Origin of the sequence: Azotobacter chroococcum (assembly GCF_002220155.1) — a bacterium.
GTDB classification, from domain to species: domain Bacteria; phylum Pseudomonadota; class Gammaproteobacteria; order Pseudomonadales; family Pseudomonadaceae; genus Azotobacter; species Azotobacter chroococcum.
In genome coordinates, this window is sequence record NZ_CP011835.1 from 2,235,447 (window position 1) to 2,248,970 (window position 13,524).

At 69.8% G+C, this 13,524-nt stretch carries 11 protein-coding genes; 8 read left to right on the plus strand and 3 right to left on the minus strand.

Annotated elements, in window-relative coordinates; all coding sequences use genetic code 11:
• The first annotated feature begins 32 nt into the window (after window positions 1-32).
• The 8 genes from hutU (at window position 33) to ACG10_RS10330 (ending at window position 9,136) form a co-directional block, all read left to right on the plus strand.
• Window positions 33-1,712, plus strand: a complete 1,680-nt coding sequence (gene hutU / locus ACG10_RS10295) for a urocanate hydratase (RefSeq protein WP_089168155.1) — start codon at window positions 33-35, stop codon at window positions 1,710-1,712.
• Between the two features lie 122 nt (window positions 1,713-1,834).
• A complete protein-coding gene (gene hutI / locus ACG10_RS10300; protein ID WP_089168156.1) occupies window positions 1,835-3,046 on the plus strand; it encodes an imidazolonepropionase in 1,212 nt (403 codons plus the stop codon).
• A complete protein-coding gene (gene hutG / locus ACG10_RS10305) occupies window positions 3,039-3,848 on the plus strand; it encodes an N-formylglutamate deformylase (protein ID WP_089168157.1) in 810 nt (269 codons plus the stop codon). The genes hutI and hutG overlap by 8 nt, the downstream gene beginning before the upstream one ends.
• Before the next feature lie 227 nt (window positions 3,849-4,075).
• Complete coding sequence (locus tag ACG10_RS10310) at window positions 4,076-5,191, plus strand: branched-chain amino acid ABC transporter substrate-binding protein (protein ID WP_089168158.1); 1,116 nt, start codon at window positions 4,076-4,078, stop codon at window positions 5,189-5,191.
• Window positions 5,192-5,356: 165 nt separating this feature from the next.
• Window positions 5,357-6,271, plus strand: coding sequence for an ABC transporter permease subunit (locus ACG10_RS10315; protein WP_039804243.1), 915 nt, complete (start codon window positions 5,357-5,359; stop codon window positions 6,269-6,271).
• Between the two features lie 2 nt (window positions 6,272-6,273).
• Window positions 6,274-7,551, plus strand: coding sequence for a high-affinity branched-chain amino acid ABC transporter permease LivM (gene livM, locus ACG10_RS10320; RefSeq protein ID WP_089169850.1), 1,278 nt, complete (start codon window positions 6,274-6,276; stop codon window positions 7,549-7,551).
• Window positions 7,548-8,423: an ABC transporter ATP-binding protein gene (locus tag ACG10_RS10325; RefSeq protein WP_089168159.1), complete on the plus strand. Its 876-nt coding sequence runs from the start codon at window positions 7,548-7,550 to the stop codon at window positions 8,421-8,423. Before livM ends, ACG10_RS10325 begins: the two co-directional genes overlap by 4 nt.
• The gene (locus ACG10_RS10330) at window positions 8,420-9,136 is read left to right on the plus strand and encodes an ABC transporter ATP-binding protein (RefSeq protein WP_089168160.1); all 717 of its coding nucleotides are present in this window, start codon (window positions 8,420-8,422) and stop codon (window positions 9,134-9,136) included. Before ACG10_RS10325 ends, ACG10_RS10330 begins: the two co-directional genes overlap by 4 nt.
• Window positions 9,137-9,408: 272 nt before the next feature.
• On the opposite strand, the gene ACG10_RS10335 is transcribed toward ACG10_RS10330, so the two are convergent.
• From ACG10_RS10335 to gcvT, 3 genes are all read right to left on the minus strand, one after another.
• Window positions 9,409-11,655 (minus strand): xanthine dehydrogenase family protein molybdopterin-binding subunit, encoded by a 2,247-nt coding sequence (locus ACG10_RS10335; protein ID WP_089168161.1) that lies wholly within the window; start codon window positions 11,653-11,655, stop codon window positions 9,409-9,411.
• 11 nt (window positions 11,656-11,666) lie between these two features.
• Entirely contained in the window at window positions 11,667-12,125 is a 459-nt protein-coding gene (locus ACG10_RS10340) for a (2Fe-2S)-binding protein (protein WP_039804234.1), read from the minus strand.
• A 269-nt stretch (window positions 12,126-12,394) separates the two neighbouring features.
• Entirely contained in the window at window positions 12,395-13,519 is a 1,125-nt protein-coding gene (gene gcvT, locus ACG10_RS10345) for a glycine cleavage system aminomethyltransferase GcvT (RefSeq protein ID WP_089168162.1), read from the minus strand.
• Window positions 13,520-13,524 lie beyond the last annotated feature (5 nt).

The window sequence follows — 13,524 nt, forward strand, 5'->3', positions numbered from 1 at the left end:
GCTTGAGGCAGGCCGTAGCGCGAGGTGTTCCCATGGGCGACTCCTTCCACCCGTACCGCGACGTCGAGATCCGCGCCCCGCGCGGCACGGCGCTGAACGCCAGGAGCTGGCTCTGCGAGGCGCCGCTGCGCCTGTTGATGAACAACCTCGACCCCGAGGTGGCCGAGAACCCGAAGGAGCTGGTGGTCTACGGCGGCATCGGCCGGGCGGCGCGCAACTGGGAGTGCTTCGACAGGATCGTCGAGACGCTGAAGAACCTGGCGGACGACGAGACCCTGCTGATCCAGTCGGGCAAGCCGGTGGGGGTGTTCCGCACCCACCGCGACGCGCCGCGGGTGCTGCTCGCCAATTCCAACCTGGTGCCGCACTGGGCGACCTGGGAACACTTCCACGAGCTGGACGCCAAGGGCCTGGCGATGTACGGGCAGATGACCGCCGGCAGCTGGATCTACATCGGCAGCCAGGGCATCGTCCAGGGCACCTATGAAGCCTTCGTCGAGGCCGGCCGCCAGCATTATGCCGGCGACCTGCGCGGGCGCTGGCTGCTCAGCGCCGGGCTCGGCGGCATGGGCGGCGCGCAGCCGCTGGCGGCGACCCTGGCCGGGGCCTGCGCGCTGCTCGTCGAGTGCCAGCAGAGCCGCATCGATTTTCGCCTGCACACCGGCTATCTGGACGAGCAGGCGCGCGACCTGGACGACGCCCTGGCGCGCATCGCCCGCTACTGCGGCGAGGGCCGGGCGGTGTCAGTCGGCCTGCTCGGCAACGCCGCCGAGGTGCTGCCGGAACTGGTGCGCCGCGGCGTGCGCCCGGATCTGGTCACCGACCAGACCAGCGCCCACGACCCGCTCAACGGCTACCTGCCCAGGGGCTGGAGCTGGGCCGAGTACCGCGAGCGCGCCGCCCGCGAGCCGGCCGCGACCGTCAAGGCGGCCAAACAGTCGATGGCCGGGCACGTGCGCGCCATGCTGGCCTTCCACGCGCAGGGCGTGCCGGTGTTCGACTACGGCAACAACATTCGCCAGATGGCCCGGGACGAGGGGGTGGAGAACGCCTTCGCCTTTCCCGGCTTCGTCCCGGCCTATATCCGCCCGTTGTTCTGTCGCGGCATCGGCCCGTTCCGCTGGGTGGCGCTGTCCGGGGAGGCCGAGGACATCCACCGCACCGACGCCCGGGTCAAGGAGCTGATCCCCGACGATCCGCACCTGCACCGCTGGCTGGACATGGCCCGCGAGCGCATCCGTTTCCAGGGCCTGCCGGCACGCATCTGCTGGGTCGGCCTCGGCCAGCGCGCCAGGCTCGGCCTGGCCTTCAACGAGATGGTCAGAAGCGGCGAGCTCAAGGCGCCGGTGGTCATCGGCCGCGACCATCTCGACTCCGGCTCGGTGGCCAGCCCCAACCGCGAAACCGAGGCCATGCGCGACGGCTCGGACGCGGTGTCCGACTGGCCGCTGCTCAACGCCCTGCTGAATACCGCGAGCGGCGCCACCTGGGTGTCCCTGCACCACGGCGGCGGGGTCGGCATGGGCTACTCGCAACATGCCGGCATGGCGATCGTCTGCGACGGCAGCGACGAAGCGGCGGCGCGGATCGCCCGGGTGCTGCACAACGACCCGGCCAGCGGGGTGATGCGCCATGCCGACGCCGGCTACCCGGAGGCCATCGCCTGCGCGCGCGAGCAGGGGTTGAACTTGCCGATGCTGGGGGATTCCTGATGCCGGCCTGCTGCAGGCGCGCCAGGGGCCAGCTTGCTGGCGATCCATGACAGCGAAAAAGCATCGCCAGCAAGCTGGCTCCTGCGGGAGTGGCGGTGGCGATCAAGGAGAGTCGTCCGACCATGACCTACACCCGCTGCTGGTACCACTGCCACGCCGCCACCATGAAGGGCGGGCACTATTCGGTGATCGAGGATGCCGCGATCGTCGTGCGCGGCGAGCGGATCGCCTGGATCGGCCCGCGCGAGGCCCTGCCGCCCGGCGCCGCCGAGGCCGTCGACCTCGGCGGCGCCTGGGTCACGCCGGGACTGATCGACTGCCACACCCATCTGGCGTTCGCCGGCGAGCGCAGCGCCGAGTTCGAGCTGCGTCTGGAAGGCGCCAGCTACGCCGAGATCGCCGCGCATGGCGGCGGCATCGCCAGCACGGTGCGCGCCACCCGCGCGGCCAGCGAGGAGCAGTTGCTGGACAGCGCCCTGCGCCGCGCCCGCCAGCTGCTGTGCGACGGGGTGACCTGCCTGGAGGTGAAGTCCGGCTACGGCCTCGACCTGCCCGGCGAGCGCAAGCTGCTGCGCGTCGCCCGCCAGCTCGCCGGGCGCCTGCCGCTGACGGTGCGCGCCACCTGCCTGGCCGCCCATGCGGTGCCGCCGGAATACGCCGGGCGTGCCGACGACTACATCGCCCATGTCTGCGACGAGCTGCTGCCGGCGCTGGCCGAGGAGGGGCTGGTGGACGCGGTGGATGCCTACTGCGAGCATCTGGCCTTCTCGCCGGCGCAGGTCGAGCGGCTGTTCCGCGCCGCCAGCGCCCTGCGCCTGCCGGTCAAGCTGCACGCCGAGCAGCTTTCCGCGCAGGGCGGCGCGCAGCTCGCGGCACGTTACCGGGCGCTGTCCGCCGATCACCTGGAGTATGCCGGCGAGGCTGACGTCGCCGCCCTGGCGGCGGCGGGCACGGTGGCGGTGCTGCTGCCGGCGGCTTTCTACCTGCTGCGCGAGCGCCAGTTGCCGCCGGTCGAGGCGCTGCGCCGGCACGGCGTGCCGATGGCCGTGGCCAGCGACCTCAACCCCGGCACCGCGCCGGTGCTGTCGCTGCGCCTGATGCTGGCCATGGCCTGCACGTCGTTCGGCCTGACGCCGGAGGAGGCGCTGGCCGGCGTCACCCTGCACGCGGCCCGCGCGCTCGGTCTGGTGGACAGCCACGGCAGTCTCGAAGTCGGCAAGTACGCCGATTTCGTCGCCTGGGACATCCATCGCCCGGCCGAACTGGCCTATTGGCTGGGCGGCGAGCTGCCCAGGCAGGTCGTGTTCCACGGACTGGAGGTCACCCATGGATGAGGTTCTCGAATTCAGCCGCGGCCGGGTGCCGCTGTTGATCAGCATTCCCCACGCCGGCACCCGGCTGACGCCCGAGGTCGAGGCCGCCCTGGTGCCGCGCGCCCGTTGCCTGCCGGACACCGACCGCTACCTGCCGCGGCTCTACGACTTCGCCGCCGGGCTGGGCGTCAGCCTGCTGGTGGGGCGCTATTCGCGCTACGTGGTGGACCTCAACCGGCCGCCCGACGACAGCCTGCTGTACACCGTGCCGGGCACCGGGCTGTTTCCCGCGACCTTTCTCGACGGCACGCCGCTGTTCCTGCCGGGGCAGGAGCCGGACACCGCGCAGCGGGCCGGCTGTCTTGAGCAGGTCTGGAGGCCCTACCACGCCACCCTGGCGCAGGAGCTGGCGCGGCTGAAGGCGGAATTCGGCTACGCGCTGCTGTTCGATGCCCACTCGATCCGCTCCGAGGTGCCCTGGCTGTTCGAGGGCCGCCTGCGGGATCTCAACCTGGGCACCCATTGCGGCGCCAGCTGCGCGGCGGGGCTGGCCGAGCGGCTGATGGCGGTGTGCGCGGCGGCCGAGGGCTACAGCCGGGTGCTCGACGGGCGCTTCACCGGCGGCTACATCACCCGTCATTACGGGCGGCCGGGGGAGGGCATCCACGCCGTGCAGCTGGAGCTGGTCCAGTGCCGCTACATGGACGAGGACGAGCCCTTCCGCTACCGCGAGGATCTCGCCGCGCCGACCCGCGTGGTGCTGCGCGCGCTGCTGGAAGCTATGCTGGCCTGGGGCCGGGAGCAGGGCCGAGGCGATCGGTGAGGCGCTTTGCGCTGCCGACGGCGCGCCGTCGACGGCACGTAAGCCATTGTTTAAACTCGCTCTGTGAGTCGTATACCCCTCATGCGAGTGTGCCTTTCCACCTCGCGCACCCACTGTCCGGACTTCCCCGCAGGACAACCGTCGGGGCCTGGACGCAGCGGACGGCACGTCTCGCTGGAAACGAAACGTCACTCCCCAATACCTCCAACAACAAGGAGCTTCACTTCATGACGATGGTGAGAAAAGGCATGCTGGCTTTCGCGGTGTCCGCCGCGCTGGACCTGTCCTCCCTGGCCCAGGCCGACATCCTGATCGGCGTCGCCGGTCCGCACACCGGCCCGAATGCCGCCTTCGGCGAGCAGTACTGGCGCGGGGCCAGCCAGGCGGCGGCCGACATCAACGCCGCCGGCGGCATCAACGGCGAGCCGATCAAGCTGGTCAAGGGCGACGACGCCTGCGAACCCAAGCAGGCCGTCTCGGTGGCCAACCGCCTGGTCGACCAGGACAAGGTCGCCGCGGTGATCGGCCACTTCTGTTCCTCCTCGACCATCCCGGCCTCCGAGGTGTACGACGAGGCGGGCATCCTCACCATCACCCCCGGCTCGACCAACCCGCAGGTCACCGAGCGCGGCCTGACCGGCATGTTCCGCATGTGCGGCCGCGACGACCAGCAGGGCCAGGTCGCCGCCGACTTCATCGTCGACAGCCTGAAGGGCAAGCGGGTAGCGGTCATCCACGACAAGGACACCTACGGCCAGGGCATCGCCGACTCCGCGCGCGCCCAGCTGAGCAAGCGCGGCGTCGCTGCGGTGCTCTACGAGGGCCTGACCCGCGGCGAGAAGGACTTCAACGCGCTGGTCACCAAGCTGCGCGGCGCCAATGTCGACGTGGTCTACTTCGGCGGCCTGCACACCGAGGCCGGCCCGCTGCTGCGGCAGATGCGCGAGCAGGGCCTGACCGCCAGCTTCGTCTCCGGCGACGGCGTCGTCACCGACGAGCTGGTCACCACCGCCGGCGGCCCGCAGTACGTCAAGGGCGCCTTCATGACCTTCGGCGCCGACCCGCGCAAGATCCCCGACGGCCAGGCGTTGGTCGAGAAGCTGCGCGCCGGCGGCTACGAGCCGGAGGGCTATACCCTGTACGCCTATGCTTCGCTGCAGGCGCTGGCCGCGGCCTTCAACGCGGTCGGCAAGACCGATTCGGAAAAGGCCGCCGAGTGGCTGAAGAGCCATCCGGTGGCGACCGTGATGGGCACCAAGGAGTGGGATGCCAAGGGTGACCTGAAGGTCAGCGACTACGTGATCTACGAGTGGGACGACCAGGGCAAGTATCACCAGAAGTGACGACCGCCCAGGCCGGGCAGGGTGGGAAACGACCGCCGGTCCTTTCCACCTTCCGGCCGCGGTCCGGTGGAAAACCGCTGCGCGGGTTTTCCACGGGGTGGCCATCCACCCTGCGGCGCAGTGCCGCCGAACCCTCCATGAACCGCCCATAGACGAGACTTACGCATGGACGGCATCTTCCTGCAACAACTGATCAACGGGCTGACCCTCGGGTCGGTCTACGGCCTGATCGCCATCGGCTACACCATGGTTTACGGGATCATCGGCATGATCAACTTCGCCCACGGCGAGGTGTACATGATCAGCGCCTACCTGTCGGCCATCGGCCTGGCCCTGCTGGCGTTCTTCGGCCTCGAATCCTTTCCGCTGCTGATCTTCGGCACGCTCTTGTTCACCGTCTGCGTCACCGGCCTGTACGGCTGGACGATCGAGCGCATCGCCTACCGGCCGCTGCGCAACTCCACGCGCCTGGCGCCGCTGATCAGCGCCATCGGCATTTCGCTGATCCTGCAGAACTACGTGCAGCTCAGCCAGGGCGCGCGCCAGCAGGGCATACCGACCCTGCTCGACGGCGCCTTCCGCTTCCACGTCGGCGAGGGCTTTTTGCAGATCAGCTACACCAAGGTGTTCATCCTGGTCGCCGCCTTCGCCGGCATGGCCGCGCTGACCTGGGTGATCCACTGCACCCGGCTCGGCCGCATGTGCCGCGCCACCCAGCAGGACCGCAAGATGGCGCAGATCCTCGGCATCGACACCGACCGGGTGATCTCCTGGGTGTTCGTCATCGGCGCCGCCATGGCCGCGCTGGCCGGCCTGCTGATCACCCTGAACTACGGCACCTTCGACTTCTACGCCGGCTTCGTCATCGGCATCAAGGCGTTCACCGCCGCGGTGCTCGGCGGCATCGGCTCGCTGCCCGGCGCCATGCTCGGCGGCCTGATCCTCGGGGTCGCCGAGGCGCAGTTCTCCGGAATGGTCAACACCGACTACAAGGACGTGTTCAGCTTCTCGCTGCTGGTGCTGATCCTGATCTTCCGACCGCAAGGACTCCTGGGCCGGCCCCAGGTGACGAAGGTATGAACATGCCCGAGCGTTCTTCCCTGGATATCCGCCAGCCGCTGCTGGACAGCGTGCTCGCCGGGCTGGTCGCCCTGGTGGTGTTCGGCCCCATCGTCGGCGTGGTGCTCGACGGCTACGGCTTCAACCTGCAGCCCGCGCGCGTCGCCTGGATCGTCGGCACGGTGATGCTCGGCCGCTTCCTCCTCAGCCTGTTCCTGCACAGCGCCAGCGGTCGCGGCTGGATGCAGCGTTTCGAGGGCTCCGGCGCCGGCGTGCAGGTGCTGGCGCCGGACTACCGCTCGCACCTGCGCTGGATCGTCCCGCTGGTGCTGCTGGCGGCGCTGATCTTTCCGTTCTTCGCCAGCAAGTACCTGCTCACCGTGATCATCCTCGGCCTGATCTACGTGCTGCTCGGCCTCGGCCTGAACATCGTGGTCGGCCTCGCCGGTCTGCTCGACCTGGGCTACGTGGCCTTCTACGCGATCGGCGCCTACGGCCTGGCGCTCGGCTACGAATACCTCGGCCTCGGCTTCTGGAGCGTGCTGCCGCTGGCCGCGCTGGCGGCGGCGCTGGCCGGGGCGCTGCTCGGCTTCCCGGTGCTGCGCATGCACGGCGATTATCTCGCCATCGTCACCCTGGGCTTCGGCGAGATCATCCGCCTGGTGCTGAACAACTGGCTGTCCCTCACCGGCGGGCCGAACGGCATGTCGGTGCCGGCGCCGACCTTCCTCGGCCTGGAGTTCGGCCGCCGGGCCAAGGATGGCGGGGTGCCGTTCCACGAGTTCTTCGGCATCGCCTACGACCCCAACGTCAAGTTCCTGTTCATCTACGCGGTGCTGCTGCTCACCGTGCTGCTGGTCCTTTACGTCAAGGGCCGGCTGATCCGCATGCCGATCGGCCGGGCCTGGGAGGCGCTGCGCGAGGACGAGATCGCCTGCCGCGCCATGGGCCTCAACCACGTGCTGGTCAAGCTCTCGGCGTTCATGCTCGGCGCTTCCACGGCGGGGCTGGCCGGGGTGTTCTTCGCCAGCTACCAGGGCTTCGTCAACCCGACCTCGTTCACCTTCTTCGAATCGGCGCTGATCCTCGCCATCGTGGTGCTCGGCGGCATGGGCTCGACCCTGGGTGTGGTGCTCGCCGCCTTCGTGCTGACGGTGGCACCGGAGCTTCTCAGGAGCTTCGCCGACTACCGGGTGCTGCTGTTCGGCATGCTCATGGTGCTGATGATGATCTGGCGGCCGCGCGGGCTGATCCGCATCAGCCGCCGCGGCTTCGCGCCGCGTCCGGGGGTGGCGCCATGAGCGGCGACGAGATCCTCCGCGTCGAGCACCTGTCCATGCAGTTCGGCGGCATCCGCGCGCTGCACGACGTCAGCCTGGGCGTCAGGCGCCACTCCATCACCGCGCTGATCGGCCCCAACGGCGCCGGCAAGACCACGGTGTTCAACTGCCTGACCGGCTTCTACCGCGCCAGCGGCGGCAGTATTCGCCTGCATGCCCGCGGCCGGACCACCGACGTGCTGCAGGTGCTCGGCGAGCCGTTCCGCGCGGGCGACTTCGTCAACCCGCGGCGCTTCGCCAGCCGCCTGCGCTACAAGCTGTTCGGCGGCACCCACCTGGTCAACCGTGCCGGGCTGGCGCGGACCTTCCAGAACATCCGGCTGTTCCGCGAGATGTCGGTGCTGGAGAACCTGCTGGTGGCCCAGCACCTGTGGGTCGAGCGCAACCTGCTGGCCGGCATCCTCAACACCCGGGGCTTCCGGCGGGCCGAAGAGCAGGCGCTGGAGCACGCCTTCTACTGGCTGGAGGTGGTCGATCTGGCCGACTGCGCCAACCGCCTGGCCGGCGAGCTGTCCTACGGCCAGCAGCGCCGCCTGGAGATCGCTCGGGCCATGTGCACCCGGCCGCAGCTCCTCTGCCTGGACGAGCCGGCCGCCGGCCTCAACCCGGCCGAGACCGCCGCGCTCAGCCGCATCATCCGCACCCTGCGCGACGCGCACGAAGTCACCGTGCTGCTGATCGAGCACGACATGGGCCTGGTGATGGGCATTTCCGACCACATCCTGGTGCTCGATCACGGCGAGCTGATCGCCGAGGGACCGCCCGCGGCGATCCGCCACGATCCCAGGGTGATCGCCGCCTACCTGGGCGCCGACGAGGAGGAGCTGGCATGAGCGTGCCCTTGCTGGAATTCCGCAACGTCGACCTGCACTACGGGCCGATCCAGGCGCTGCGCCAGGTCAGCCTGCACGTCGACGAGGGCGAGACGGTCAGCCTGATCGGCGCCAACGGCGCGGGCAAGTCGAGCCTTTTGATGTCGATCTTCGGCCAGCCGCGGGTGAGCGCCGGGCAGATCCTCTACCGCGGCGAGGACATCACCCACAAGTCGGCCCATCACGTCGCCTCCGGCGGCGTGGCCCAGTCGCCGGAAGGACGCCGGGTGTTCCCCGACATGAGCGTGGAGGAGAACCTGCTGATGGGCACCATCCCGATCGGCATGGCGCACGCCGACGAGGACCTGCGGCGGATGTTCGAGCTGTTCCCGCGCCTCGAGGAACGGCGCAACCAGCGCGCCATGACCCTCTCCGGCGGCGAGCAGCAGATGCTCGCCATCGCCCGCGCGCTGATGAGCCGGCCAAAGCTGTTGCTGCTCGACGAGCCCTCGCTGGGCCTGGCGCCCATCGTGGTCAAGCAGATCTTCCAGATCCTCCGCGAGCTGGCGGCCGGCGGCATGACCCTGTTCCTGGTCGAGCAGAACGCCAACCATGCGCTGAAGCTGTCCGACCGCGGCTATGTGATGGTCAACGGGCAGATCCGCCTGTCGGGTACGGGAGAGGAGCTGCTCGGCAACCCGGAGGTGCGCAGCGCCTATCTGGGCGGGCATTGAGGGGAGGGGAAGTCGGCTTCCCCCTCGAACGAGGGGGCGCTCGAAAATCCCGGCCATGAAATAGTGGCCGGCTTGGATTGGAGGTCGGGCATGTCGTTGCCCGGAGATCTGCGAATGGATATCGAATTTCACTTCTGGCTGGGGATTTCCGTGCTGGCGCTGGCCGGCATGGTCTGGCAGGGCATCCGCCATTAGGCGAGTCGCTGGCGACGGCCCCGGAGCGGGCGTCGCCCGGCATCCCCGCCGGCGCGAGGATGCCGGGTGCCGCCGCCCTATGCCTGCAGCTGATTGCCGATCGGCAGCCGGCGGATGCGCTTGCCGCTGGCGGCGAACAGCGCATTGGCCAGCGCCGGCGCCAGCGGCGGCACGCCCGGCTCGCCGACGCCGGTGGGGGCCACCGCCGAGGGCACGATGTGCACCTCGACCTGCGGCATCTCGTTGAGGCGGATCACCTGGAAGTCGTGGAAGTTCGACTGCTCGACCACGCCATCCTTCAGGGTGATGGCGCTGTGCATGGCCGCCGACAGGGCGAAGCCGATGCCGCCTTCCATCTGCGCGCGGATCACGTCCGGGTTGATCGCCAGGCCGCAGTCCACCGCACAGACGACCCTGTCCACCCGGTAGCTGTGGTCGGGCTTCACCGTCACCTCCACCACCTGCGCCACGAAGCTGCCGAACGACTCGTGCACCGCGATGCCGCGACCGCGCCGCTCGCCCTGCGCTCCCGGCGGCAACGCGGCGGTCCAGCCGGCCTTCTCCGCCACCAGGTCGAGTACGCCGAGGTGGCGCGGGTGCTTGTCCAGCAGCGCCCGCCGGTACTGGTAGGGGTCCTTGCCAGCCGCCACGGCGGCTTCGTCGATCAGCGTTTCCGTCGCGTAGGCCGTATGGGTATGGCCCACCGAGCGCCACCACTGGGTCGGCACGCCGATGCCCTGCGCCAGGTGCAGCTCGACGTGCAGGTTGGGGACCGCGTAGGCGAGATTGTCGATGCCTTCCACCGCCACCTTGTCGATGCCGTCCTTGAGCATCACGGATTCGAACGGCGTGCCCTGCATGAACGACTGTCCCACCAGGCGATGCTGCCAGGCCATCAGCCTGCCTTCGCCGTCCAGGCCCAGGCTGGCCCGGTGCAGGAACAACGGGCGGTAGTAGCCGCCGCGGGTGTCGTTGTCGCGGGTCCAGACCATCTTCACCGGCCCCTTCACACCCTGGTCCCGGGCTGCCCTGGCGATGGACACCGCTTCCAGCACGTAATCCGAGTGCGGGTTGGCGCGCCGGCCGAAACTGCCGCCGGCGTAGAGCTGGGTGATCGATACAGCCTCCGCGGGAATGCCCAGCAACTGCGCCACCAGTTGCTGGTCGCCGGACTGCCACTGCTCGCCGTTCCAGATTTCGCAGCGCCCCTCGTCCAGCCTGACCACGCAGTTCAGTGGCTCCATGGCGGCGTGGGCGAGATAGGGGAACTCGAACTCGGCATCGATGCGCTTGTTCGCCTGCTCCAGCGCGCTGCCGGCGTCGCCTTCGTTGCGCGCGACAGTGCCGGGTTGGCCGGCCAGCTCCCGGTACTGGGCGAGGATCTCCGCGCTGCCGAGGCGGAAGGCCTTGCTCTCGTCCCACTCCACCTGCAGCGCGTCGCGCCCCCGGATCGCTGCCCAGGTATTCCGGGCCAGTACGGCGACCCCGGCGAAACGGCGCTGGTCGCCGGGATACTCGACCACCGCGACCACGCCCGGCACCGCCCTGGCCTTGCTCGCCTCGACCTTGGACGGCGTGGCGCCGAAGCGCGGCGGATGGGCGGGGACGGCCACCAGCATGTCCGGCAGGCGGATGTCCTGGGTGAACAGCGCGCTGCCGTCGGTCTTGTCCTGGCTGTCGGTGCGCGGCAGCTTCTGCCGGCCGATGAGCGTGAAGTCCTTCGGGTCCTTGAGCTTCACGTCGGCGGGCAGCGGTTGCCTGGCTGCGGCCTCGGCCAGTTCGCCGAAGCCGGCCCTGCGACCCGAGGCGGCGTGCTCGACCACGCCCTGGCGCACGGCGATCTGCTCCGCCGGCACCTGCCATTGCCCGGCGGCGGCGGCCACCAGCATGGCGCGGGCGCTGGCGCCGGCCTTGCGCATCTGCTCGAAGGAGTTGGCGATGGCGCTGCTGCCGCCGGTTCCCTGCAGGCCGAAGGCAAGGTTCTTGTACAGCGCGGTGTTCGCCGGGGCGCCCTCGACGCGCACGCGGCTCCAGTCCGCATCCAGTTCCTCGGCGATCAGGGTGGCGAGGCCGGTGTAGCTGCCCTGGCCCATCTCGACGTGCTTGGCGATCACCGTGACCATTCCGTCGGAGCCGATGCGCAGAAAGGCGTTCGGCTCGAAATCATCGCCGGCCGCTTCGGCCAGGCCCCGGCGCCCGAGCAGCGGCGCGAAGTAGATGCCCAGCGCCAGGCCGCCCGTGCCGCGCAGAAAGGCGCGGCGGCTGAAGTTGCAGATGCCGCTGTCGCTGGCAGCCGTTTCGTTCGGGGAGTGCAGCTCTGCCATGGGGAGGCTCCTCAGGCCAGGCTCCGTGCGGCTTCGTGGATCGCCGCGCGGATGCGTACATAGGTGGCACAGCGGCAGAGGTTGCCGCTCATGGCCGTGTCGATATCGGCATCGCTGGGATTCCTGTTGCCGGACAGCAGCGCGCTGGCGGCCATGATCTGCCCCGACTGGCAGTAGCCGCACTGCACCACGTCGAGCTTGCGCCAGGCCTCCTGTACCGCCTTGCCGGCGGGTTGTGCGGCGATCGCCTCGATGGTGACCACCTGCTTGCCGGCCACCGCCGCAAGCGGCGTCACGCAGGCGCGCGTCGGCTGCCCGTCGACCTGCACGGTGCAGGCGCCGCACAGCGCCATGCCGCAGCCGTACTTGGTCCCGGTCAGCCCGGCGACATCGCGCAGGGCCCAGAGCAGCGGCATTTCCCCGGGTGCATCGAACTCATGGTCCTTGCCGTTCAGGTTCAGCTTGATCATCGGAAGATTCACCTCATGTCGCGGGTGTGGAGCTTGGGTGTCTCAAGAGTAGGCGGCTGATGCGTGGGCCGCAGCATGAAGTGCGAGGGCAACGTTCGGGCATCAGGCAGGCGCCCAGCCGATGATATTGCATCGCGATCGGGGCGTTGTACCGGACCGGCAAGGATAGCGGTCGTGCGGTCTTCGCGGCCAGCCGGGAAGCCGGCCTGGCGGGCGCCATGGTGGGCGAATCGGCCCCTCTCCCGCGGACGGAAGAGGGGCGGCAGGGCTCAGCCGCGGTAGTAGCGCTGCGGCACGAACGGGGTCCTGGCGACCTTCATCGCCACGCGCTTGCCGCGGACGATGGCCCAGACCTCGCTGCCTTCGGCGGCATGGCTGCTGGCGACATAGCCCATGGCCAGCGGCGCGCCCAGGCTCGGGCCGAAGCCGCCGCTGGTGACCTTGCCGATGGTCGCGCCTTCGGCATCGACGATCTCCGCGCCTTCGCGCACCGGCGTGCGCTCCTGCGGCAGCAGACCGACGCGCTTGCTGGCCACGCCTTCCTGCTGCTGGGCGAAGATCCGCGCCGCGCCGGGGAAGCTGCCGGCGCGGGCGCCGCCTTGGCGGCGCACCTTGGAGACGGCCCACAGCAGGCTGGCCTCGACCGGCGTGGTGGCGCTGCTCATGTCGTGGCCGTACAGGCACAGGCCGGCTTCCAGGCGCAGCGAGTCGCGGGCGCCGAGGCCGATCGGCTGGACTTCCGGTTCGGCGAGCAGGGCGCGGGCGAGCTTGTCGGCGTGCTCGACCGGCACGGAGATCTCGAAGCCGTCCTCGCCGGTGTAGCCGGAGCGGCTGACGATGCACGGGCTGCCGAGCAGCTCGACCTCGGCGATGTGCATGAAGGTCATCTTCGCCACTTCCGGCGCCAGGCGCGCCAGCACGTCGACCGCCTTGACGCCCTGCAGGGCGAGCAGGGCGCGCGACTCGAACAGCGATTCGATCTGGCAGCGCTCGCCGATATGCTTTTGCAGGTGGGCCAGGTCCTGCTCCTTGCAGGCGGCGTTGACCACCAGGAACAGGCGCTCGCCGCCCAGGTTGGCGACCATCAGGTCGTCGAGGATGCCGCCGTTGTCGTCGGTGAACAGCGCGTAGCGCTGCAGGCCCACCGGCAGGTCGACGATGTCCACCGGCACCAGGGTCTCCAGGGCCGCGGCGGCATCGGCGCCGCGCAGAATGATCTGGCCCATGTGCGAGACGTCGAACAGCCCGGCCTGGTCGCGGCTGTGCAGGTGCTCCTTGAGCACGCCCAGTGGGTATTGCACCGGCATGTCGTAGCCGGCGAAGGGCACCATGCGCGCGCCCAGTTCGAGGTGCAGGGCGTGCAGCGGGGTTGTGGCGAGGGTTTCCGTGGTCATGCAGG